The sequence below is a fragment of the Nocardiopsis sp. SBT366 genome (assembly GCF_001083815.1).
In the GTDB taxonomy this organism is placed as follows: Bacteria; Actinomycetota; Actinomycetes; order Streptosporangiales; family Streptosporangiaceae; genus Nocardiopsis; species Nocardiopsis prasina.
Genome location: NZ_LAVM01000045.1, coordinates 26,199 through 48,548 on the forward strand (window position 1 = coordinate 26,199; position 22,350 = coordinate 48,548).

Below are 22,350 nucleotides of genomic sequence, written 5' to 3' on the forward strand. Positions count from 1 at the left end.
ACCGATGAACGACCTCGACCTTGAGAAGCTCCGCGTGCCGCTGGAGCCGCTCTCCTTCCCGGAGGGCTTCCGGAGCGGTTTCGCCTGCTTCGTGGGCCGCCCGAACGTGGGCAAGTCCACCCTGATGAACGCGCTGGTCGGGCAGAAGGTGGCGATCACCAGCAACCGGCCGCAGACCACCCGGCGGACGGTGCGCGGGATCGTGCACCGCCCGGACGCGCAGCTGATCATCGTGGACACGCCCGGTCTGCACAAGCCCCGCACCCTGTTGGGGGAGCGGTTGGACTCGCTGGTGCGGTCCACGTTGGTCGAGGTGGACGTGATCGCGTTCTGTCTGCCGGCCAACGAGCCGATCGGGCGCGGTGACACCTACATCGCCAAGGAGCTGGCCGAGCAGACCAACACCCCGGTGGTGGCGCTGGTGACCAAGACCGACCTGGTGGACCGGGCGGCGGTCGGGGAGCACCTGATGGCCGTGAACGAGCTGGGCGACTGGGCCGACATCGTGCCGGTGTCCGCGCGCGGGGAGTTCCAGCTGGACACGGTCACGGACGTGCTGTGCTCGCACCTGCCGAAGGGGCCGCCGCTGTACCCGGAAGGCGACCTCACGGACGAACCGGACGAGATGCTCGTGGCGGAGCTGGTCCGCGAGGCCGCCCTGGAGGGTGTCCGGGACGAGCTCCCGCACTCGATCGCGGTGGTCGTGGACGAGATGTACGAGCGGGAGAACACCAAGCCCGGCAAGGAGCTGGTGGACATCTACGCGTCGCTGTACGTGGAGCGCCCCAGCCAGAAGGCGATCGTGATCGGCTCCAAGGGTTCGCGTCTGCGTGACGTGGGCTCGCGGGCCCGCAAGCAGATCGAGGGGCTGCTCGGGCAGCGGGTCTTCCTGGACCTGCGGGTACGGGTGGCCAAGGACTGGCAGCGCGACCCCAAGCAGCTGCGCAAGCTGGGCTTCGACCAGCAGACGTAGTTCGGCGGTCTCGAAGCGGACGAGGGGGCGTGACCACATGTGGTCACGCCCCCTCGTCGTGGTGCGGGTCAGCTCTGGTTGTTGAGGTCGGTGGCCAGGACCCGGGCGCACCGCTGCACGATGGGTGCGGCGTGGTCCACGAAGTCCCAGCTCACGCGGGCCTCGGGGCCGGAGACCGACACGGCCATGCCGGAGGGTGCGTCCTTGACCGGGACGGCCACGCATCGCACGCCCACCTCCTGTTCACCGTCGTCGATCGCGTACCCGGTCTCGCGGATGCGCCGCAGTTCGGAGAGGAAGGCCTCGGGGTCGGTGATGGTGCGTTCGGTGGCGGCGGGCATCCCGGTGCGGCGGACGGCGGCCAGGGCCTCCGCGTCGCTGAGCTGGGACAGCAGGGCCTTGCCGACCCCGGCGGAGTGCGGCAGGACGCGGCGCCCGACCTCGGTGAACATGCGCATGGCGTGCGGTGAGGGGACCTGGGCGACGTAGATGACCTTGTCGCCGTCGAGCATCGCGAGGTTGGCGGTCTCGCCGAGGTCCTCCACGAGTTGGGCGAGGTGGGGGCGGGCCCAGGTGCCGAGCATGCGGGCGGCCTTGTCGCCGAGCCCGATCAGGCGGGGGCCCAGGGCGTACCGGCGGGAGGGGAGCTGGCGCACGTAGCCGTTGCCGACCAGGGTGCGGATGATGCGGTGGATGGTGGGCAGGGGCAGGCCCGAGGAGTCGGCGAGCTGACTCAGGGAGGCCTCGCCGCCCGCCTCGGCCATGATCTCCAGCAGGGCGAAGGCGCGGTCGAGTGACTGCACGCCACCGGAGCGCCGGGCCGTCTCCTCTGGAGGGCGTGGCTGGTCCGTTTGGGGGATCTGTGAGGCTGACAAGGGTCGTGCTCCCATGCTGAGGGCCGCTGCGGTCTCGACCATCATTCTGCAATACGAAAGGAGGTTTTCGCTCTCTGTTGCGTGCGGAAGCTTCGCGTTCGCAGGCGCGGGAGTCTCGGGACCCTTGTTCTTCCGAATGGCAGAAGTTATTATCCGCATATAGAAATTAGTGACCGGACTCTCAACGACCCCCGAGGGCCGGCACCGACGACGGAGGAGGACACGACACGTGGCGAGTGACAGCCTTGCTGGCCTGACCGACCTGGTCACCGAACTCGACACCCGGCTGGCCGAGGCCGACGCCCGACTGGACCGTGAGTACCCTGGGACCAGCGGCGGCCGCCAGCCCGTCCACAGCGTCTACGTTCCCGCCGACCGCATCCAGCCCGGCCTCGCCGCCGCCTGGGGCGAGGAGGCGATCGCCTCCCTCGACGAGTACGCGCCCAGGGCCGCGGACCTGGCCGGGATCACCGGTCTGAGCGAGGCCGCCGTGGCCGACGCGATCCCGCTGGTGCGCGCCAAGCTCGCCCGCGAGCCCATCGAGGACCTGCGAGCCGACTTCGAGGACGGCTACGGGTCCCCCGGTGACGAGGCCGAGGACGCCCACGTCCTGGCCACCGCGAACGCGTTCGTCTCGGACCTGAAGCAGGGGACGGCCACCCCCTACTTCGGGATCCGGATGAAGGGCATGGAGGCCGCCGGGCGCCACCGCGGCGTCCGCACGCTCACCCTCTTCCTCCAGACCCTGCTGGAGGGACACGGCTCCCTCCCGGACAACCTCGTCCTCACCCTGCCCAAGATCACCTCGGTCGAGCAGGTCGAGGCGATGGTGTGGGTCAGCGAGCGCCTGGAGGAGCGCTTCGGCCTGCCCGCCGGACGCCTGCGGTTCGAGCTCCAGATCGAGACCCCCCAGTCCATCCTGCTCACCGACGGCACCGTCGCGGTCTCCCGCATGATCCAGGCGGGCCAGGGGCGGGTCACCGCCCTGCACTACGGCACCTACGACTACAGCGCGGCCTGCGGGATCACCGCCGCCCACCAGAGCCTGGCCCACCCGGCCGCCGACTACGCGAAGGCCGTCATGCAGGTGGCCGCCGCCGGGACCGGCGTGTGGCTCTCCGACGGGGGCAGCAACATCCTGCCCACGGGCAGCACCGAGGACGTGCGCTCCGCGTGGAACCTGCACGCCGGGCTGGTCCGCCGCTCCCTGGAGCGCGGCTTCTACCAGGGCTGGGACCTGCACCCGAACCAGCTCCCCATCCGCTACCTGGCGACCTACGCCTTCTACCGGGAGGCCTTCGCGCCCGCCGCCGCCCGTCTCAGGGCCTACCTCGGCCAGGCCGGGGGCAACGTGATGGACGAACCGGCCACCGCCCAGGCACTGGCCTCCGTGCTGGCCAGCGGCCTGCGCTGCGGCGCCCTGGAGGAGTCCGAGGTGGTCACCGCCGCCAGCGCGGACGCCGGTACCATCGTCGCCCTGGCCACCCGCCGTGTCGGACAGGAGCAGTGAGTTGACCGAGCACGCACTCGTCGTACGCGCCCACCGCGCGCTCACCCCCGAGGGTGAGCGCGCCGTCAGCGTGGTCGTGGACGACCAAAGGATCACCGAGGTCCTCACCGGTGACGACGCCCCCGTCGAAGCCGCCCGCGAGGTGCGCCTGGCCGAGGACGAGATCCTCCTCCCCGGCCTCGTGGACAGCCACGTGCACGTCAACGAGCCCGGCCGCACCGAGTGGGAGGGCTTCGCCAGCGCCACCCGCGCCGCCGCGCTGGGCGGTGTGACCACCCTGGTGGACATGCCGCTCAACAGCGTGCCGCCCACCACCACGCTCGACGGCCTCAAGGCCAAACGAGCCGTGGCCGAGGGCAAGCTCGCCGTGGACGTGGGCTTCTGGGGCGGGGCCGTCCCGGAGAACTCCGGAGCGGACACCACCGGCACCCTCTCCGACCTCTGGTCCGAGGGAGTGTTCGGGTTCAAGGCGTTCCTGTCGCCCTCCGGGGTGGACGAGTTCGGGCACCTGTCCCCGGAGCAGCTGAACACCGCAGCCACGGCGATCAGGGCGTTCGGCGGCAGGCTGATCGTGCACGCTGAGGACCCCAAGGTGCTGGACTCGGCGCCCGCCGCGTCCGGCCGCGACTACGCGGACTTCCTGGCCTCACGCCCCGACGAGGCCGAGAACGCCGCGATCGCCCTGGTGATCGACACGGCCCGCCGAACCGGGGTTCGCGCGCACATCCTGCACCTGTCCAGCGCCTCGGCCCTGCCCCTCATCGCGCAGGCCAAGCAGGAGGGCGTGCCGCTCACGGTGGAGAGCTGCCCGCACTACCTCACGCTGGCAGCCGAGGAGATCCCGGCCGGTGGGACCAGCTACAAGTGCTGCCCGCCGATCCGCGACGGCGCCAACCGCGACCTGCTGTGGAGAGCGCTCCAGGACGGCCTGATCGACTGCGTGGTCAGTGACCACTCTCCGAGCACTCCCGACCTGAAGGACCTGGACACCGGTGACTTCGGCACCGCCTGGGGCGGCGTCGCCGGGCTCCAGGTGGGTCTGTCCGCCATGTGGACGGAGGCCAGAGGCCGGGGCGTCCCGCTCGAGGAGGTCGTCCGGTGGATGTCCGCCAGGCCCGCGAGCGTGGCCGGTGTGACCGGCAAGGGCTCGATCGCCCCTGGTATGGACGCTGACCTGGCGGTCTTCGCCCCCGACGAGCCCTTCCACGTGGAGGCGGGCTCGCTGGCGCACCGCAACCCGGTGAGCGCCTACGACGGCGCCGACCTCCTGGGCCGGGTCCGCCGCACCATCCTGCGCGGCACCGAGGTCACCTCGGACAGCGTGAACGGCCGGATGATCACCCGGAACTGACCGGTTCCGGCCCCGGGCGCCCCGCCACCACCGGGGCGCCCGTTCTTGTGAGCGGAGTCGTCAGACAGACCTCAGCCCCAGGGGGGCGAAACCCACCCACGTGCCGTAGTAACCCGCACAGGACAAACCCCCTGGTGCACAGGGGTGTGGACGTGCACGTGTGTGCTGCCTTGAGTTGTGCGGGGTTCGAAGTTCCGCCATGTGCTGTAGTAACCCGAACAGGACGATCCTCCTGGGGTGCAGGGGGTGTGGACGGGTACCCGTGTGCTGCCACCGGTGGCGGGGCTTCTAGCAAACTCCCTGGGCTTGAGGGGTTCGCGCCCTGTGCATGCTCGACCACCGGTGGCGGGGCTTCGCGTAACCCTCTGGGGCTGAGGGTGCCGCACACCTGCATGTGCTCTGAGGCCTGCGGGCATGTGGAAGGGCGGGCCCGCTGACGCGTGCCCGCCCTGGTCTCTGTGTGGGGGCTGCTGGCTGTGGATCAATTCGCACTTGCTTCCCAGCCTCGGTTCCACTCCCGCCCCGTCGCCTTTCGACGGTCGCGAGTCTCGTGAGCGATCTCCGAGCACGCGTCCACGAATCAGGCCTCTTGATTTTTCGGCAATGGTTCGTAGGCATCGCGGAGGCGGCGGACAGCGGCCTCCGCCACGGCCCGGACATCCGTCGCGTGTAGCGGAGTGGGAGCAAGGGCGGAGCTGAGCGAGAAGCCTTCGACCAGGGTGATGAGCAGAAGCGTCTCGCGGTGCAGCGCCTGTTCGTCGATGGCGCGGTCAGCTAGCGCCGCGCGCAGGAGTGGATCAATCGCGGCTGCTGCCGCGGCGCTCGCGGCGGCGATCTCGGCGCCGATCTCAGCGTCCGCCCGTCCCATGACTCGGTACTCGACGAGGGCGATGTTCTCCTTGCGCTCCTGCTCGCTGGTCGGAGCGGTGAAGGTGATCACGTCCACGATCCGTGTCGTTGGGTCTTCGGACAGGGTTGGAGCGCGTTGTTCTGCGCGTTGGATCAGGACGCGCAGGGTGAAGCGCATGAGTTCGCGGACGTTGTTGCCGAAGTAGTGCCGGATGCTCCCGATGGCCAAGCCGGTGCGCTCGGCGATGCGGGCGAGGGTCACTGACTGGAGGCCGTGCACGGCGATCTCGTCGATCACGGCGTCGGCGATCAGCTCCCGGCGAGTGTCTGGGTCGACTCTTTTTGGCATGCCGCCATCCTACCCACAAATAGCATGGACATGCTAATTTGATGAGCATTCTAATGCCAGAAAAGATCCGGGGGAATGCGCCATCGCTTCGCCCGAGGCCATTGGCGGCAGCCTGCTGGATTTCGAAAGCCCACCCGCCGGGGCTCGAAGAAGCCTCTGATCCCGCACGCGGGGCAATGGGGAAGGGATACGCGACTCCGACCGCAGAATCCCCGTTGATGCCAAGGGGGCCCGTACTTACACCGACGCGAGAGACGGCCCGGGAACACTGATGCCGCGACGCATGACATTGTCTCCGCAGCCGATGGGTCCGGCGGCCTGCACGGCAGTCATACTGATGTGCTGGTGATCGGCGCGGGGATTTCTGGGATCGGTGCCGCGCACCGGCTGAGGGTTGACTTCCCGAACCTCGGATTCGTGGTCATCGAGGCTCAGGGTGAGCGGGGCGGCACGTGGTGGACACATCGATACGCCGGTGTCCGTTCGGACAGCGACCTGTTCACCTACGGCTACCGACAAACTTTGCCGGGGGTCGGTCATCGCGGGCTGAGGCGAGATCCTCGACCCTCGACTAGGTGATCGCCCAGGGCATCCACTACTGCTGCCGAGTCGCGGGACTGGAGCGGTCGTCACACGATGGGCGATGGGTCCCGCAGGTCAACCGCCTTGATACCGGCGAGCAGCTGCAGGTCACTGCGAACTTCCTCTGGCGGGGCGTCGTCGGACGCAGGCGTGCTGGTGCCTCGGGCCGCGGATCATCGTGCTTCTCCTTCGGAGGGCCGCGTGTCAAGGGGGAACGGATCGCCTCGGTCGCCGCCCGGGACGTCGCCGCGACTTCGGCCGCGATCTCGGGGTCCCGTGCGAGCCATGACGCGGTACTCCACCAGGGTGAAGTTCTCCCGGTGCTGCTGTTCGTCGGTCGGCGTGGCGAAGGCGATCAGCTCCACGATCCCGGTCGCGGGGTCGTTGGACGGCTTCGGGTTCCGGTCCTGGACGCGTCGGATGAGGACGCCCAGCGTGAAGCGCATGAGACCTCGCCCAGGGTGTTGCCGAAGTAGTGCCGGATGCTCCCGATTGCCAGCCCGGTCCGGGTGGAGATCCGTGCGAGGGTCACCGAGCGGATCCCGTGGTCGGTGATCTCATTGATCACGGCGTCGGCGACCTGCTCGCGGTGCAGGTCGGGGTCGACTCGTCGGGGCACGGACTCATCATAGACGGGTGTGGCATGCCTGTGCTACTTTATTGGCATGAGCATGCTAGAAAACTCATCGTGGCCCGAAGACGCGGGGCAGAACCGATCCGCCCATCGCCCGGGTGAGGGATCGGACGTGCTCGGAGATCTCGGCCTCGGCGACGACCAGGCAGGGGTCTGGTCGACGGACGAGCCGGCTCCGGGCGCGTCGCTGCCGCCGTTCCCACGGTCCCTCTCGATGGAACGCACCCGCTTCACCGTCGACCTCCCTGATCGCTCGACGGCCACGGTCGACGTCGATCACCTCGCTGGTCGGGCCTCCCTCTACCGGGATGATCGGCATGTCCGGACTTGCGACATGCCGGCCCGGTTCGCGCTTGGACCGGACCACCTTGAGGTCGCGGCGAGCAGGTACGGCATGAAGCGCATCCACCTCGTCCACGCCGACGGTCGCGAGCGACGTCTCGATCCCGCTCCGGGCACGCCCGAACACTGGCGTGCGCAGCTCTCTCGTGAGCATCCTGGGCTCGGGCGCGCCCTAGCCGTCTGCGCGGTCCTCGTGCTCGCGATCAACCTGATCCTGCTCGCCCCGCAGGCACTCGACCTGCTCACCCACCAGGCGTTCTGGGCCGATCACTTCAGCTCGTTCGACTCACCGGTGACCCTGCCCGCTTGGGCCAACACCGCGCTCACCCTCGCCACGTGCCTCGCTGGCACCGAGAGGGCGCTTACCTTCCGTCATCACCGCCTCCTCGACGTCGAAACCGACGGCATCGCGGACTGACGACCCACCCAGACCATGAAGGAGACACCCATGTCGACCCGACCCCCCGCCCAGCGTGGACCACGGTGCTTCACGATCGGGCTCGCCGTTGTGACGCTCCTGCTGCTTGCCGCGTGCACGCCCGGCTCCCCCTCATCGGGCGCCGACCCCGGCCTGGATCCCTACCTGGAGCAGGACGTCGACTGGGGTGGGTGCGAGGAGCGCGCCACCACCGCGGTGGACGCCGAGTTGTTCGCTGACCCTGCGCTGGAGTGTGCCTCGGTCGAGGTCCCGATCGACTACGACGATCCGCAGGCCGAGCGTGCGCAGATCGCGCTGATGCGCCTGCCAGCCACCGGCGAGGCAGAGGCCGAGGGCTCCTTGCTGATCAACCCGGGCGGGCCCGGCGGGTCCGGGATGAGCTTCGTCGCGTCCCTCCTGCCCATGTGGCAGGACAATCCCATCGCCGAACGGTTCGACGTCGTCGGCTTCGACCCGCGCGGCGTCGGGGCGTCGACGCCCTCTCTCGGCTGCCATACCGACGAGGAGCGCGACGCGGGCGACGTCCCCGGGTTTGCCGCCGTCTACGACATCACCAGCGCCGAGCAGGCCACCGAGCTCGCGCAGCGGTGCATCGACGGCTCCGGCGGCGTCGACAATCTCGTCAACGCTGGGACCACGAACGTCGTGCGGGATGTGGACATCCTGCGCGCGGCGCTCGGCGATGAGCAGCTGACCTACCTCGGCTACAGCTACGGCTCTGAGCTCGGAGCGATGTACGCCGCGACCTACCCCGACAAGGTCCGCGCGATCGTGCTCGACGGAGCCACTTCGCCCGAACTCACAGCGCTCGAGTTCCGACGCACCCAGTTCATCGCTGCTCAGGAGCGCTTCGACGATGTCGCCGCGCTCTGCGCAGAGACGTCGGACTGCGTGCTCGGTCCCGACCCGGCGAAGGCGACCGATCGGCTGCACGAGATCCTAGAACCGGTCGTCGAGAACCCGGTACTCACGTCCGATGGCCGGGAGGTCAGCGTCTGGGACGTCTACCTCGGGCTCACCGCCGGGTTGGCCTCGGAGTCGACGTGGCCCGAGGTCGTCTCCGCTCTGACCGAACTGGACGCTGGCGACGCCGACGAGATGCTCGTTCTGCGCGACAGCTACTTCGAGCGCGGTCCGGATGCTGTCTACGCCAGGAACCTCGACACGAACATCGCCGTGCGGTGCATGGACTGGCCTCGGCCGACGTCGCAGGAGCTCACCGAGCACGCCCGTGAGCTCGGTGACGTGGCCCCGATGTACGACCTCGACCTGCTCACGGGAGGGACCTTCCACAGTGAGTGCGAGGCGTGGCCAGCGCCGCCCACGCGCAACGAACCCTGGCTCCCTGCTGACGTTGAGGACCTGCCCGAGACGCTGGTCGTGTCGATCACAGGTGATCCCGCGACGCCGCACGGGGGCGGTGTGGCGATGGCCGAAGCCCTCGGCGCGAACCTGTTGACCGTTGACGGCAAGCAGCACGGCGCCTACCTCCTCGGCGGCAGCAGCTGCGTCGACGAGGTGGTCGAGACCTACCTCCTGGATCTGCAGACCCCGCCCGACGACGCCACGTGCAGTCTCTGAGGTAGTCGGCGCGCGGCCAAGGGCGCCGTGGACTGTCAGGGCCGCGCAGTGCGATTGGCGCGACACCCGTCCGTCGTAGCGTGCTGCCCGTGATTGGAACCACGATGGAAGCATCCGCGAGCAGCATGTGGCGGCGCGCCTCACAAACGGTCGCTTCCGAGGGCCGGGTCCCGCTGGTGGCCAAGATCAAGGTGCGCGGTCCGGTGGGCCGCCCCAGGAGCCGACCGATCGTGGTCGCCGCAGACAAGGCGTACTCATCCCGAGTCAACCGCACCCACCTGCGCAGGCGCGGTATCAGGTCGGTGATCCCGGAGAAGGCTGACCAGGCCGTCAACCGTAAGAGGAAGGGGGCGGCCGGGGGCCGCCCCCTCAGCCACGACAGCGAGTTGTACAAGGACCGCAACACCGTGGAGCGGACCATCAACAAGATCAAGGAATGGCGGGGGCTGGCCACCCGGTACTCCAATAGAACCGGCACGAAACACGCGGGGCTCCATCTGCGCGGGCCGTCCTGTGGTTGCGCGGCCCGCCCGCCGCACCATGATCCAAACTCAGAACAGGCCCTGGCTCCGGGTGGCTTCCCAGCGGTCGCGGAGGTCGGCGGAGCCGGTCTCCGTGAGGGAGCCGAACACGTTCAGGCGGGCCATGCCGCCGTCGGGGAACACGTCGGTGCGCACGTGGGTCACGGTGACCGGCGAGTCCAGCACGAAGCGGTGGGCGCTGTCGGGCTGGAGCTTGGTGCGGCCGACGATCTCGAACCACTCGTCCGGGGTGTCCGAGTGCGTGTCACGGCCCAGGATGGCTACCCAGCCAGCCGAGTTGCCCTTGAGGTAGGCGGTGTCCAGCTCGATGGCGCGGACCGAGGCCTGGGCGGTGAGGCGGAAGCGGACCCAGTCGTTGCCGGTGTCGCGGCGGCGGCGGTTCTCCCAGCCGTCGTCCATCTTGTGCGAACGGCCCGGCAGGATGATGTTCTCCGGCGAGGAGTAGAAGCGGTCCGAGGCGTCCTCGACGGTGCCGCCGTTGACCAGCGCTGCCAGGTCGAAGCCGCCGAGCGCAGACAGCCAGGCCGGGTCGGCGACGGGCTCGCCGTGCACGCGCAGGCGCGCCACACCGCCGTCGGGGAACTGCTTGAGGCGCAGGTGGGTCCAGCGGCGCTCCACCTCGATCCTGAAACCGTTCTCGGCGTGGCCGTAGACGGGCGTGCGCGCCACGATCTCGGTCCAGTCGGCGGCCAGGAGCTCTTCGGTGGTGGGGGTCCCGTCGACGTGCGTGACCTCGACGCTGATCTCCGTGGGGTGGTTGCCGCGGAAGTGCGCGGTGTCCACCACGATGCCGTGGATGACTCCGGGCAGGGCGAGGCGGACCAGGGCCCAGTCGTGGTCGTCGGCGGTGGGGTGCGGCTGCTCGGCGCTCACTCCACGGCGGCGGCGGGTCTCCCACCCGTCCATGACCTTGCCCTTGTGCCCGAAGTGGTGCGGGTCGAACACCGCGGGCTCGGTCCGCAGCATGTTCTCGCGGTGGGCGAAGAACTCGTCGTTGGCGGCGACGACGCCCCCGCCCAGTCGGCGGTCGGCGAGGTCCACCAGCCCGGCGAAGTCCAGTTCGGTCTTCTTGAAGTCGGCGTAGGGGTCGCCGCCGGGGTAGGGCTGGGCGTTGTAGGCGCGGGGGTCGAAGGACGGGTCCTTGCTCACGTTTCTCCTGTCGTTCGCTGCTTCAGTCCAGCGTCGCAGGAGAGACTGGTTAATTCCAGCGAAAGTTTTTGATCACTATGTTCGCTTTGGCTGAACGTTTGACAGGCGCGCGGCGGCGTCGGCGAGAGCCCTGAGGGCGAGGGCGATCTGGGGGCGCCCACCGGCGCCGGAGCGCACGGCGGTGACCACGTGGCGGCGGGGCTGTTCGGAGTGGGGAACGCGCAGCGTGACCCCGGGGGTGTCACCAGCGGCGGCCAGTCGGGGGATCAGCGCCACCCCCATGCCTGCGGCGACCATGTCGAGGATGGCCCGCCAGTCCGAGGCCACGTGCGCCTGCTCGGGGACGAACCCGGCCTGGGCGCAGGCGGCGAGGGTGATGTCCCGCCAGGGCCCGGCGGCCCCGTAGATCCAGGGCTCTTCGGCGAGTTCCCTCATCCGCAGCGCGGGTGTGGTGGCGAGCCGGTGCTGGGCGGGCAGGGCCACGTCGAGGGGGTCGGTGAGCAGCTCGGTCCGGTCGTAGCGGCCGTCGTTGCTGGTGGGAGCCTGCGCTGCCAGGGAGAGACCGATGTCGATCTCCCCCGCGGAGAGGAGGTCGTACACCTCGGCCGCCTCGGCCTGGTGCACTCGCGTGCGCAGCCCCGGGTGGTCGGCGCGCAGGGCGTTGAGCGCCGGGACCACCAGTCCCGGGATGGCGGTGGCGAAGGTGCCCACGCGGACCCGTCCGGCCTCACCCCGGACGAAGCCGTCCAGTTCGGCCTCGGCCCTCTCCAGCTGGGCCAGCACCACGTCGGTGTGCCGCAGCAGCACGTGCGCGGCGTCGGTGAGCCGCACCCGGCGCCCGTGGGCCTCCAGCAGGGCCACGCCCACCTGTTGCGAGAGGGAGGAGAGCTGTTGGGAGACGGCCGAGGGCGTCATGGACAGGGCCTCGGCCGTCGCCCGGACGGTTCCGAGCTCCTCGAGGGTGCGGAGTACGCGCAGCTTGCGCAGGTCCCAGTCGGTCACCCTCACAGGCATACCATTCACCGTCACTTAACAGAAGCGGGGCGGGCGCGTGGTCACGGCGCTCCGCCCCCGGGGATGGGACTCGGGTCAGGTCCTCTCGTGCTCCCCGCCCCGGTAGGTGGCGCCCGCCTGGTCCGTGTACTTGGCCTCACCGGGCCCGGCGCTGCCGATGTCCGCCTGGTCGATCTCGGCGGGGTCCGCGGAGGGGCCCCGACCGATCACGTTGAAGCAGATGTTCAGCAGGATCGAGACGATGGCCGCGCCGATGATGCCCGAGTGCGCGATCAGCTCCACGGACTCCGGCAGGAACGCGTAGAAGGTCGGGTAGGCCAGCGGGATGACGGCCACGCCGATGGAGGCGGCGACCAGGATGAGGTTGAGGTTGTTGGTGAAGTCCACCTTGGCCAGGGTCTTGATGCCGCTGGCCGCCACGCTGCCGAACAGCACCAGCCCGGCACCGCCCAGGACCGGGGTGGGGATGGCGGCCATCACCCCGCCGAGCACCGGGAACATACCCAGGACCAGCAGGATGCCCGCGCCAGTGGCCACCACGAAGCGGCTGCGGATGCCGGTGAGGGCGAGCAGACCGATGTTCTGCGCGAACGAGCTGGTGGGGGTGGCGCTGAAGATCGGACCGATGATCGAACCGCTCACGTCGGCGCGCAGTCCGGCGGAGATGCGCTTGGCGTCCACCTTGGAACCGGTGATCTCACCGACCGCGATGATGTGCGAGGCACCCTCGGTGAGGACCACGAGCATGATGATGCACATGGTGATGATCGCGGCGACCTCGAACTGCGGAGCACCGAAGTAGAACACCGAGGTGGGGTTGAAGACGACGTCGGCCTCTCCCACCCGGCTGAAGTCGGTCATGCCGAGCGGAACGGCGACCAGTGTGCCCACGACCAGGCCCAGCAGGATGGACAGGCGTCCCCAGATCCCCGGGAACAGGCGGGAACCGACGAGGATGACGGCCAGGGTGAGCCCGGCCAGGGCGAGGTTGGCCACGGGCGCGGCCGGGACCTCGGCGCCGTCCTCCATGACGCGCACGGAGTCGTCCATGATCCAGCGCGCGGCCACGGGCATCAGGCTGACGCCGATCACCGTGATGATCGTGCCGGTGACGATCGGGGGGAAGAAGCGGATGAGCTGCCCGAAGAAGGGGGTCAGGAGCAGCGCGAACACACCGGCGGCCATGGACGCGCCGAAGGCGATGGGGAGGTTCTCCCCGTCCTGGCCGGCCGCGAGGGCGGTGATCGCGCTGACGGGCACGAAGGAGCAGGCCACCACGATCGGCATCTGCGCGCCGATCCTCTTGTGACCGACGGTCTGCATGAGGGTGGCGATTCCCGCCACCAGGAGCGCGCCGCTGACGAGGATTCCCATGGCGGCGGGGTCGTTCGCGAGCCCAGCGGCGGCGCCGATGACCAGGGCCGGTGCCACCGCACCGGCGTACATGGTGAGGATGTGCTGGAGCCCGTAGACAAGCATGAGCCGCACGGGCAGCTTCTCGTCCTCGGGCCGGGAGGGGGTAGTGGCGGTTGTTGTGGCCGAGTCCTTCGCGGACGGACTGTTCGACATGGCCAGTTTCCAGCCTTTGCGATCGGCGGTCACCGAGAGAGGGGGGTGACCGGGTTCTCCGGGGCGGGTGCCCGGTGGTGTCGCGCCGGCCTCGAACGCCCGGGACAGCTGTTTCCGGGCATGACGAAGGCCGGTGTGGCCCAACTCGGGTGGGCAGGCGAGGGTGACCTCGGGTGATGGAGGGTCCGGGGCCCGGCCGCACGCACGGGCCCCGGCGTTCAGAGAGCTCCGAAGAGCACAGGGGGCGGGCCGGGGGAGCGCCCCGGAGCCGTCACCGGGAGAGGGGGCTAGATGAAGCCCGGGACCGCCCTCCAGGCGTCGCCAGCGTCGGGGGCGTCGTCCCGCTCGACCGTGGCCTCGATCTTGCCGTAGGGCCGGTCGGCGGCGAAGAAGACCTCGTTGGGGTTGTCCAGGCCGAACGGGGACAGGTCCACCAGGAAGTGGTGGTTGTTCGGCATGGAGAAGCGGATCTCGGCGATCTCGGGGTGGGCCTCAAGGACGGCCGTGCCCATCGCGTACAGCGTCTGCTGGAGGGCGAGGCTGTGCGTCTCCGCGAAGAGCTCCAGGCAGAGGGCGCGGACCGACGCGTAGGCCTTGTCGAAGTCGTGGTCGGTGCCGACGTAGCGCCAGCGGGCGGTGACGTCGGTGGCCAGGATGCGGTCGTTGGTCTCGGGCAGGGTCGTGTACCGGGTCCGGGGATACCCGTGGAACTCCGAGCCGGTGGACTTGAGGACGGTCAGGCCCTCGAAGCCCGAGACCACCCACTCCTTGTCGCCGTCCTTGTTGACGACGGTGGTGCGGGTCTCGGCGCCCCTGCGGGAGAACGCGTGGTCGTGCGGGCCCCTCGAGGTGGCGATCCGGTCCCAGGAGTACTCCTCGATCTCCTGGCGCGCGCCGTACACGTACTCGTGCTCATCCACGAAATGGCGGGCCAGGCGCAGGGCGAAGTCCTCGATCGCGCCGACGCCGCCCCACTCACGGGCCTTGGCGTAGACGGTGTTCTTCTGCGTGTCCGTCGGCAGACACTTGGCGTTGTCGCCGACGGTGTGGACTTCCTCCAGGTCCCCGCGGAGCTGGGAGGTGACGTTGACGTCCTTGATCTGGTGGACGTCCGTGTCGCGCTGGACGTGGACGAGGCGGACCTCCGCCTTGCCGTACTGGTTGTCTCCGAGTCTGATGCCCATCAGGGGGAACTCCATCCGTGTGGATTCGGTTTCATCGCTCGCGCCGTGCGTGCTGCCACGCGTCGGTGCGCTGTGCGTATGAGGGAGGACCGCTGTGGTCATGCGGAAGGACCTGTCACGCACTCGAAGAGGTGAGGGTGCTACGTGGTGGGTGCCGCCAGGCGGGGCTCCTTGGTTCGTGGTCGGGACCGGGGGAGGGGCGTGCCCGTGGTCGGGCGCGGCCCGGTCTATGAGCCCCGGTAGGTCGAGTAGGCGAACGGGCTCAGGAGGAGCGGCACGTGGTAGTGCTGGCTCTCCTCCGCGAGGTCGAACACGATGGTGACCTCCGGGTAGAAGCCCCTCTGGCCCGTCGCCGCGAAGTAGGCCCCGGTGTCGAAGACGACCCGGTAGTAGCCGGCGGAGAGCTGGTCGGGTCCGAGGTCGGGCACGCGGCCGTCGTCGTTGGTGCGGCCCTCCGCGACGGTGGTCCACGAGGTGCGGCCGGGATCGACGGCGGCCTCCAGGCGCACCGGGACGTCGCGGGCGGGCGCGCCCAGGGCGGCGTCCAGGATGTGGGTGGTCACGTGGCTCATGCTGCCTCCAGGAGTTTGACCAGGCGGAGTCCGGAGATCCTACGGAGCTCCTCGCCGACCACGGTCAGCTCGGTCTCGGGGTCGTTGCCGAGTCGGCCGACCAGGTCCGCGAGGAGTTCGCGGCTGCTGCGGCCGCTGGCGCAGACAAGGTAGATCTGTCCGAACCTTCCCTCGTACTCACCCTGGGCGAACGTGAAGATCCGCTGAACCCTGGCGGAGGCGTCGTCGGTGTCGGCGGCGAACGCCGACTGTTCCCCGCGGGACCACGCCGACTCGGTGTCCTTTCCCTTGGCCTTCTCCCCGATGCGTGGGTGGCGGGCCAGGGCGGTGGCGACCTCGTCGGAGGTGATTTCGCGTGCGTGCGCGTCGGCCACCGAGAGCAGGCTCCGGCGGTCGGCGTAGGGCGCTTCGGAGGCCACGGCCTCGACCCAGCGGTCCACGTTCAGGCACTGCGCGAGCTCGGTGCGCAGGTCCTGCCGGGACAGGGTGTTCAGACGCGCCAGACCCGGATCGGGGGCGTCCCCCGACTGGTCCGGGGTGGTCTCGGGCATGTGTTCTCCCGTGGCTCGGCCGGCACTCGGCCCCGGCGCCGCACGCGGCGCCGGATCGTCGTACCGGCCTGGGCTTTCGTAGTGCAGATACCTGATTCCGTATTACGGATTGCAGGGACTCTAGTTGATGGCAGTGTGACCTTGTCAACACTCGCAAGGGGAGAAATCGGAAAAACAGGCGAATCTGTGGCCTGGTGCGAAGAAATCATGAAGTTCCTGCTCGCTCCTGAGGCCTCCGGGATGGGTGGGGTCGTGGCCTCGGGTTTTGTCGGGCGCGTTCGCGGGGGCTCGGGCGGTGAGGGTTCGAAGGTCGGCTCGGCGGGTGGTTGACAAGTGGTGGTGGTCCGGCCCACACTCAGATCATTCCTTAAAGTGAAAACTACTTTCCGCAATACGGAAGTGGATGCCGGAGGCAACGCATGAGCCACACACTCGGGTACACGGTGAACTGCTCCCTGCTGTTCACCGAGCTCCCCGTCAACGAGCGCCCCCGGGCCGCACGGGACGCGGGCTTCCACGCCGTCGAGTACTGGTGGCCCTTCGAGAGCGCCACCCCGGCGCAGGCGGAGATCGACGCCTTCGTCGCCGCCCTCGACGAGGCGGACGTGCGCCTCAGCGGCCTCAACTTCTTCGCCGGACAGCTCCCCGGTCCCGACCGCGGCGTCCTCTCCCACCCCTCCCGCACCGACGAGTTCCTCGCCAACGCCGAGGTGGTCGCCCAGATCGCCGAGCGCACCGGCACCACCGGCTTCAACGCCCTCTACGGCCTGAGGCAGGACGGCGTGGACCCGGCCGAGCAGGACCGCCTCGCCGTGCGCAACGCGGTGGCCGCCGCCGACGCGGTGGCCAAGGTCGGCGGAACCGTCCTCGTCGAGCCCATCAGCGGCTCCGAGGACTACCCGCTCAAGACCGCCGCCGACGGCCTCGCCTTCGTCGCCAGGGTCAGGGAGGCGGGGGCCGAGAACGTCGCCCTCCTCGCCGACTTCTTCCACCTGGCCGTCAACGGAGAGGACGTCGCCGCCGTCGTCCGCGACCACGCGGCCGAGTTCGGGCACATCCAGATCGCCGACGCCCCCGGACGCGGCGAGCCCGGCACCGGCGACCTGCCCATCGACGAACTCCTCTCCGCCGCCCAGGCGGGCGGCTACCGGGGCCTGGTCGGCCTGGAGTACAAGCCGACCGTCCCCAGCGCCGAGAGCTTCGGCTGGCGCGACTGACCCACCGGTCACCACGGCGACTACGGTCGCACCAGCCACCGCAATACCAGCCACACCCACAGCCTGAAAGGGGGCCGACATGGCCGCCAAGAAGATCGCCTTCATCGGCCTGGGCATCATGGGCCTTCCCATGGCCGTCAACCTCGTCCGCGCCGGACACACCGTCACGGGCTTCAACCGCAGCAGCGCGCGGGTGGACGCCCTGGTCGCCGAGGGCGGCCTGCGCGGCGGAAGTGTCGCCGAGGCCGTCACCGACGCCGACGTCGTCATCACGATGGTCCCGGACTCCCCGGACGTCGACCAGGTCCTGCGGGGCGAGGGCGGCGTCTATGACAACGCCAAACCCGGCACCCTGGTGATCGACATGAGCACCATCCGCCCCGACGTCGCCAGGGAGGTCGCCGCGGCCGGTGCCGAGCGCGGCCTGCGCGTCCTGGACGCGCCGGTCAGCGGCGGCGAGGCCGGAGCCATCGAGGCCAAGCTGTCCATCATGGTCGGTGGCGCCGCCGAGGACTTCGAGGCGGCGCGCCCCGTCTTCGATGTCCTGGGCACCACCCCGGTCCTGGTCGGTCCCAGCGGCTCCGGCCAGACAGTCAAGGCGGCCAACCAGCTCATCGTCGCGGGCAACATCCAGCTCCTCGCCGAGGCCCTGGTCTTCCTGGAGGCCCACGGCGTGGACACCGAGTCCGGCCTGGAGGTCCTGGGCGGCGGGCTCGCTGGCAGCACCGTGCTCCAGCGCAAGGGCAGGGCCATGCGCGAGCGCGACTTCAACCCCGGCTTCCGGATCGCCCTGCACGACAAGGACATGCGCATCATCACCGACTCCGCGAGCGCCGCCGGTGTGGCGATCCCGCTGGGAGCACAGGTGGCGCAGTACGTGGCCGCGCTCAAGAACCAGGGCCACGGCGGCCTCGACCACTCGGCCCTGCTCAAGATCGTCGAGCAGCTCTCGGGCCGCGAGGCCGAGTAGGCGCCCGGCCCACCGGCCGCGACCGCGGCAGCAGTACCCCTGGCACAGAGACTCCGTATGAACGGGGCGGCGCGCCGCCCCCGGGTGTTGGCCCACCCGGGAGGCAGGCGGCGACGTCGCCCCACCCCTGGCACTCACCCCTGGCAGCCGGGGCGTCCACGCACCAAGGACGTCCCCGGCACACCAGCCACCCCAGCACTGAAGGGTTCGCTCCCATGGCGAAAATGCCCGCGATGAACGCCGTCGTGGAGGTTCTCAAGGACGAGGGCGTCGACACCGCCTTCGGCTGCCCCGGCGCGGCGATCCTCCCCCTCTACAAGGCGATGGAGGAGGTGGGCGGCATCGAGCACCTGACCGTCCGCCACGAGGAGGGCGCCACCCACATGGCCGACGGTTGGTCGCGCACGACCGGCAGGGTCGGCGTGGCCATCGGCACCTCCGGGCCCGCCGGGACCAACATGATCACCGGCCTGTACACCGCCATCGCGGACTCGGTCCCGATCGTGTGCATCACCGGCCAGCAGCGCACCGACCTGCTGGACAAGGAGGGCTTCCAAGCGGTCGACATCGTCGAGATCGCCAAGCCCGTCACCAAGTGGGCCGTCCAGATCAAGGAGGCGGCCACCGCCCCGTGGATCTTCCGGGAGGCCTTCCGGATCGCCCAGGAGGGCCGCCCCGGACCCGTGCTGGTCGACATCCCGGTGGACGTCGCCCAGCAGCTCATCGAGTACGACCCCGAGCTGGACGCCGCTCTCAAGATCAACACGGTCGAGCCGCACCCGCCCCGGGTGGAGAGGGCCCTGGACCTGCTGCTGGAGGCCGAGCGCCCGCTTATCCTCGCCGGTGGCGGCGTGATCCTGGCCGAGGCCTCCGACGACCTGCGCGCGCTGGCCGAACACCTCCAGGTCCCGGTCCAGGTCACCCTCATGGGCAAGGGCTCCTTCGACGAGGACTCGCCCCTGTACTCCGGCATGACCGGCGTGCAGACCTCCCAGCGCTACGGGAACGCCTCCTTCCTGGAGTCGGACCTGGTCCTGGCCGTGGGCGCGCGCTTCGCCGACCGCCACACCGGCCAGATCGACGTCTACCGGGGCGAGCGCAGGTTCATCCACGTGGACATCGAGGCCACCCAGATCGGCCGGGTCTTCGAGCCCGACCTCGGCGTGGTCTCCGACGCCGGACTGTTCCTCCAGGAACTGCTGGCCGCCGCCAAGCGCCGCGACGCCAAGGCCAGGGTGGGTGCGTGGATCGAACGGATCAACGAACTCAAGTCGACCCTGATCCGCCGCGAGGACTTCGACACCGTCCCCGTGAAGGCGCCCCGCGTCTACAAGGAGATCAACGAGGTCTTCGACGAGGACACCTACTTCGTCACCGCCATCGGCCTCTACCAGATCTGGGGCGGCCAGCACCAGAAGGCCTACAAGCCGCGCCACTACCAGATCTGCGGCCAGGCGGGCCCGCTCGGCTGGGAGATCCCTGCGGCCATCGGCGTCAAGAAGGCCCTCAAGAACACCGAGCCGGACGCCGAGGTGGTCGGCATCGTCGGTGACTACGGCTTCCAGTACATGGTCGAGGAACTCGCGGTCGCGGCGCAGTACAACGTGCCGTACGTGATCATCATGCTCAACAACGAGTACCTGGGCCTGATCCGCCAGGCGTCGATCCCGTTCGACATGAACTACCAGGTGGACATCCACTACGACGAGTACGGCACCGACAGCGTCAAGCTGATGGAGGCCTACGGCTGCTCGGGCCGCCGCGTCTGGGAGCCGGGGGAGATCCGGGAGTCCCTGGAGTGGGCCCGCAAGCAGGCCCAGTCCACCTCGCGCCCGGTGCTCGTGGAGATCATGATCGAGCGCGAGGCCAACACCCCGCACGGCCCCGCGATCAACGCCGTCAAGGAGTTCGAGCCGCTGCCCGGCGAGTAGCTCCGAGGCCCGGGCGCCCCGGCGCCCGGAGCCCACAGACCGCCACGGGGTCGGACCTGCACCCCGACCCCGTGGCACGGGCCCCCTCCGCGACCGGCAGGAGGGGGCCCGCACCAGCCCCGGGGGGTGGTGACGTTCTTCGCTGGCTCAGCGCCACCCCCCGGTTTCCTCGCGTCCGGGCTCCGGGAGGACCTCTCCGAGCCCCGGGCGGTGGCGTGCCCCGACGCGCGCGCTCCCATGAACGACGGAACCCCCTCACACGTGCGGACCTTATCTCGGCACGTGCAAGGGGGCGTTCTGTCGGGCCTACGCGGGTGTGACCCTGTGGGTCAGGAGCAGTAGGCCTCCTCCTCACCGATGATGCGGTACGGGCAGTCCGCGTAGTCGAGCAGGCGCAGCACGGCCTCCTCGTTGCGGGCGGTCTCGCGTTCGATCACCGACGAGGGCGGGTAGAAGCCGCCGTCCCCGGCCGACTTCGGGTACATCTCATAGGTGTAGTTGACGATTGACTGGTCGGCCCAGAGCCAGTCGTTGATGGAGCCGTCCGTGACGTAGAGGTCGCTGGACTGCTGGGGCGTGTAACCGTTGGCCTCGGCCATGTACTCACCCAGGGCACGGTGGGTGTCGTACTCCTCGCGGTTCATGCCGTCGGTGACCTCGTCGTAGGTGTACCCGTACGGCCACAGGATCAGCTCGCTGTAGGTGTGGAAGTCGATCGCGCTGGTGATCTGCTGTTCGCCGTCCACCACGCGGCTCCGGACGAAGTCGGCGACGGCCCGGACCTCGGGGGCCGACTCGGCCGAGTCGCCCCGGTAGGTGATGCTGCTCGGGTCGCCGGAGGAGCCGTTGCAACAGCCCCAGTTGTACGCCCAGTTGCGGTTCAGGTCCGTGCCGATCGACGACGAACCCTCGTCGGGCTGACGGTTCTTGCGCCAGTCCCGCCAGGTGTCGCCCGCCATGTCGTACTCGCTGCCGTCCGGGTTGACGTTCGGCAGGATCCAGATCTCCCGGCTGTCCACCAGCCCGGTGACGCGCTCGTCCTCGCCGTAGCCGTCCGTGAACAGGCGCATCAGGTGGATCGCCATCTCCACGGTCAGGTGCTCTCGCGCGTGCTGGGAGTGGGTGAACAGCACCTCGGGCTGGTCCTCGTCCACGGACACGTTGTCACTGATCTTCACCGCGACGAGGTCCTGGCCCTCGTGGGACCGTCCGTACACCTCCTTGGCGGCGATGTCGGGGTTGGCCGCGACCAGCTCGTCGACGATCTCCAACAGCTCGGGATAGGTCGTGTAGCCCGGGTCGGGGTTGGCGAGGGTCTCTGGGATCGCGTAGGGCTCGGCGGCGTAGCCGAGGTCGTCCAGCTCGGCCATGTCGTGCACCGAACCGGTGACCAGGACGGAGTCCTCGCCCACGTGGTCGATGGCCACTCCGGACGCGGCGATCTCCTCGGCGGTGCTCACGCCGGTGATCTCGTACAGGTCGTAGGAGGGTTCGGCGGTCGCTCCGCCAGGGGCTAGCAGGCCGAGCAGGAGGGCGCTCGCCGCCACCGGGACCAGGGTTCTTCGGACGGGGGTGAGGGACACGATGCCTCCGTTGAGCGGGGGTGAGGCTTCGGATATCTGGCGATATTGGAGATCGGGGCGCCGTGAACTGTCAATGTGGGTGGCTTCGAGGCGCAGGGGTGCCCCATTGTCTGGTTTGGCGTCCTTGCCACGTGAAGCCCGCTTTTTCTGTCACGAGACCCTCGCTCTCCGTGTCCGGATGTGGCCACGGCGGGACTCCGTTCCCCAGCGGTGGGGGTGAGAGAGGAGTGAACGTGAAACGTCCCGTGGCGGACGGGCCACGGGACGCGTTTGCGGGTGGTGTGAGGAGAGAGGTCCGTCCCGACGGGAGAAGGGGGGTCCGTGCCCGGATCGGAGCCTTGGTCGGACGGTGGAGGGGGCGTCCGCCGCGCTGGTGTACATGCGCCGCTGTGCCGCCGGATGTCCCAGGCGGCCCCGCCCTCGGCGTCCGGGTCCAGGACGGCGTGGTGGCGGGTCCGGGGCCGGTCGCCCCTGGCCCGGTGTGAAACCGCCCCCGAACCGCTCCGTCACCTCCGAGCTGAGGCCGGGTTCGGTGGGGGCGGTTTCACACCGGGCCAGGGGCGACCGGCCCCGGACCCGCCAC

Annotated in this window: 19 protein-coding genes and 1 pseudogene; 10 read left to right on the top strand and 10 right to left on the bottom strand. The window is 69.7% G+C overall.

The genetic code is table 11. From position 1 onward, the window contains the following. Nucleotides 1-4 precede the first annotated feature (4 nt). Entirely contained in the window at nucleotides 5-973 is a 969-nt protein-coding gene (era, locus tag ADX84_RS15290; protein ID WP_049574314.1) for a GTPase Era, read from the top strand. A gap of 68 nt (nucleotides 974-1,041) precedes the next feature. Here era and ADX84_RS15295 read toward each other — a convergent pair whose 3' ends face one another. Beyond that, on the bottom strand, nucleotides 1,042-1,776 hold the full coding sequence (locus ADX84_RS15295; protein WP_049574318.1) for an IclR family transcriptional regulator: 735 nt from the start codon (nucleotides 1,774-1,776) through the stop codon (nucleotides 1,042-1,044). A 301-nt stretch (nucleotides 1,777-2,077) separates the two neighbouring features. On the opposite strand from ADX84_RS15295, the gene ADX84_RS15300 reads away from it, so the two are divergent. Beyond that, entirely contained in the window at nucleotides 2,078-3,358 is a 1,281-nt protein-coding gene (locus ADX84_RS15300) for a DUF6986 family protein (protein ID WP_049574322.1), read from the top strand. A 1-nt stretch (nucleotide 3,359) separates the two neighbouring features. Then, nucleotides 3,360-4,709 carry an allantoinase AllB gene (gene allB / locus ADX84_RS15305; RefSeq protein ID WP_049574325.1) on the top strand — a complete coding sequence of 450 codons (1,350 nt, stop codon included), beginning with the start codon at nucleotides 3,360-3,362 and terminating at the stop codon, nucleotides 4,707-4,709. Nucleotides 4,710-5,289: 580 nt separating this feature from the next. Here the strand turns inward: allB and ADX84_RS15310 are convergent. Then, complete coding sequence (locus ADX84_RS15310; protein WP_017546290.1) at nucleotides 5,290-5,907, bottom strand: TetR/AcrR family transcriptional regulator; 618 nt, start codon at nucleotides 5,905-5,907, stop codon at nucleotides 5,290-5,292. A 345-nt stretch (nucleotides 5,908-6,252) separates the two neighbouring features. Here ADX84_RS15310 and ADX84_RS27105 point away from each other — a divergent pair, with 345 nt between their 5' ends. Next, a complete protein-coding gene (locus tag ADX84_RS27105; protein WP_369801087.1) occupies nucleotides 6,253-6,486 on the top strand; it encodes an NAD(P)-binding protein in 234 nt (77 codons plus the stop codon). Nucleotides 6,487-6,662: 176 nt separating this feature from the next. Here the strand turns inward: ADX84_RS27105 and ADX84_RS26665 are convergent, their stop codons facing one another. Further along, on the bottom strand, nucleotides 6,663-6,935 hold the full coding sequence (locus ADX84_RS26665; RefSeq protein WP_049574328.1) for a hypothetical protein: 273 nt from the start codon (nucleotides 6,933-6,935) through the stop codon (nucleotides 6,663-6,665). A 219-nt stretch (nucleotides 6,936-7,154) separates the two neighbouring features. Here ADX84_RS26665 and ADX84_RS15320 point away from each other — a divergent pair, with 219 nt between their 5' ends. The 3 genes and pseudogenes from ADX84_RS15320 to ADX84_RS25535 all read left to right on the top strand — a co-directional run. Beyond that, nucleotides 7,155-7,883 (top strand): hypothetical protein, encoded by a 729-nt coding sequence (locus ADX84_RS15320; RefSeq protein WP_156208098.1) that lies wholly within the window; start codon nucleotides 7,155-7,157, stop codon nucleotides 7,881-7,883. Between the two features lie 30 nt (nucleotides 7,884-7,913). Next, the gene (locus ADX84_RS15325; protein ID WP_049574334.1) at nucleotides 7,914-9,485 is read left to right on the top strand and encodes an alpha/beta hydrolase; all 1,572 of its coding nucleotides are present in this window, start codon (nucleotides 7,914-7,916) and stop codon (nucleotides 9,483-9,485) included. A 137-nt stretch (nucleotides 9,486-9,622) separates the two neighbouring features. Next, nucleotides 9,623-9,988 (top strand): annotated as a pseudogene (locus ADX84_RS25535) (transposase); the annotation flags it as partial. Between the two features lie 48 nt (nucleotides 9,989-10,036). On the opposite strand, the gene alc reads toward ADX84_RS25535, so the two are convergent. The 6 genes from alc to ADX84_RS15355 form a co-directional block, all read right to left on the bottom strand. Then, the gene (gene alc / locus ADX84_RS15330; RefSeq protein WP_049574337.1) at nucleotides 10,037-11,176 is read right to left on the bottom strand and encodes an allantoicase; all 1,140 of its coding nucleotides are present in this window, start codon (nucleotides 11,174-11,176) and stop codon (nucleotides 10,037-10,039) included. A 75-nt stretch (nucleotides 11,177-11,251) separates the two neighbouring features. Beyond that, nucleotides 11,252-12,190: a LysR family transcriptional regulator gene (locus ADX84_RS15335; protein ID WP_049574340.1), complete on the bottom strand. Its 939-nt coding sequence runs from the start codon at nucleotides 12,188-12,190 to the stop codon at nucleotides 11,252-11,254. Between the two features lie 75 nt (nucleotides 12,191-12,265). Further along, entirely contained in the window at nucleotides 12,266-13,759 is a 1,494-nt protein-coding gene (locus ADX84_RS15340; protein WP_049574343.1) for a nucleobase:cation symporter-2 family protein, read from the bottom strand. Between the two features lie 287 nt (nucleotides 13,760-14,046). After that, nucleotides 14,047-14,943, bottom strand: coding sequence for a factor-independent urate hydroxylase (gene pucL, locus ADX84_RS15345; RefSeq protein WP_049574367.1), 897 nt, complete (start codon nucleotides 14,941-14,943; stop codon nucleotides 14,047-14,049). 227 nt (nucleotides 14,944-15,170) lie between these two features. After that, complete coding sequence (gene uraH, locus ADX84_RS15350) at nucleotides 15,171-15,515, bottom strand: hydroxyisourate hydrolase (RefSeq protein WP_049574347.1); 345 nt, start codon at nucleotides 15,513-15,515, stop codon at nucleotides 15,171-15,173. Then, a complete protein-coding gene (locus ADX84_RS15355) occupies nucleotides 15,512-16,066 on the bottom strand; it encodes a 2-oxo-4-hydroxy-4-carboxy-5-ureidoimidazoline decarboxylase (protein WP_049574350.1) in 555 nt (184 codons plus the stop codon). The genes uraH and ADX84_RS15355 overlap by 4 nt, the downstream gene beginning before the upstream one ends. Before the next feature lie 419 nt (nucleotides 16,067-16,485). On the opposite strand from ADX84_RS15355, the gene ADX84_RS15360 reads away from it, so the two are divergent. From ADX84_RS15360 to gcl, 3 genes are all read left to right on the top strand, one after another. Then, on the top strand, nucleotides 16,486-17,283 hold the full coding sequence (locus tag ADX84_RS15360; RefSeq protein WP_049574354.1) for a hydroxypyruvate isomerase family protein: 798 nt from the start codon (nucleotides 16,486-16,488) through the stop codon (nucleotides 17,281-17,283). 79 nt (nucleotides 17,284-17,362) lie between these two features. Further along, complete coding sequence (locus ADX84_RS15365) at nucleotides 17,363-18,253, top strand: 2-hydroxy-3-oxopropionate reductase (protein ID WP_049574358.1); 891 nt, start codon at nucleotides 17,363-17,365, stop codon at nucleotides 18,251-18,253. Nucleotides 18,254-18,468: 215 nt separating this feature from the next. Further along, nucleotides 18,469-20,184 carry a glyoxylate carboligase gene (gene gcl, locus ADX84_RS15370; protein WP_049574361.1) on the top strand — a complete coding sequence of 572 codons (1,716 nt, stop codon included), beginning with the start codon at nucleotides 18,469-18,471 and terminating at the stop codon, nucleotides 20,182-20,184. Nucleotides 20,185-20,513: 329 nt separating this feature from the next. On the opposite strand, the gene ADX84_RS15375 is transcribed toward gcl, so the two are convergent. Then, on the bottom strand, nucleotides 20,514-21,767 hold the full coding sequence (locus ADX84_RS15375; protein ID WP_234003987.1) for a M14 family metallopeptidase: 1,254 nt from the start codon (nucleotides 21,765-21,767) through the stop codon (nucleotides 20,514-20,516). Between the last annotated feature and the right edge of the window lie 583 nt (nucleotides 21,768-22,350).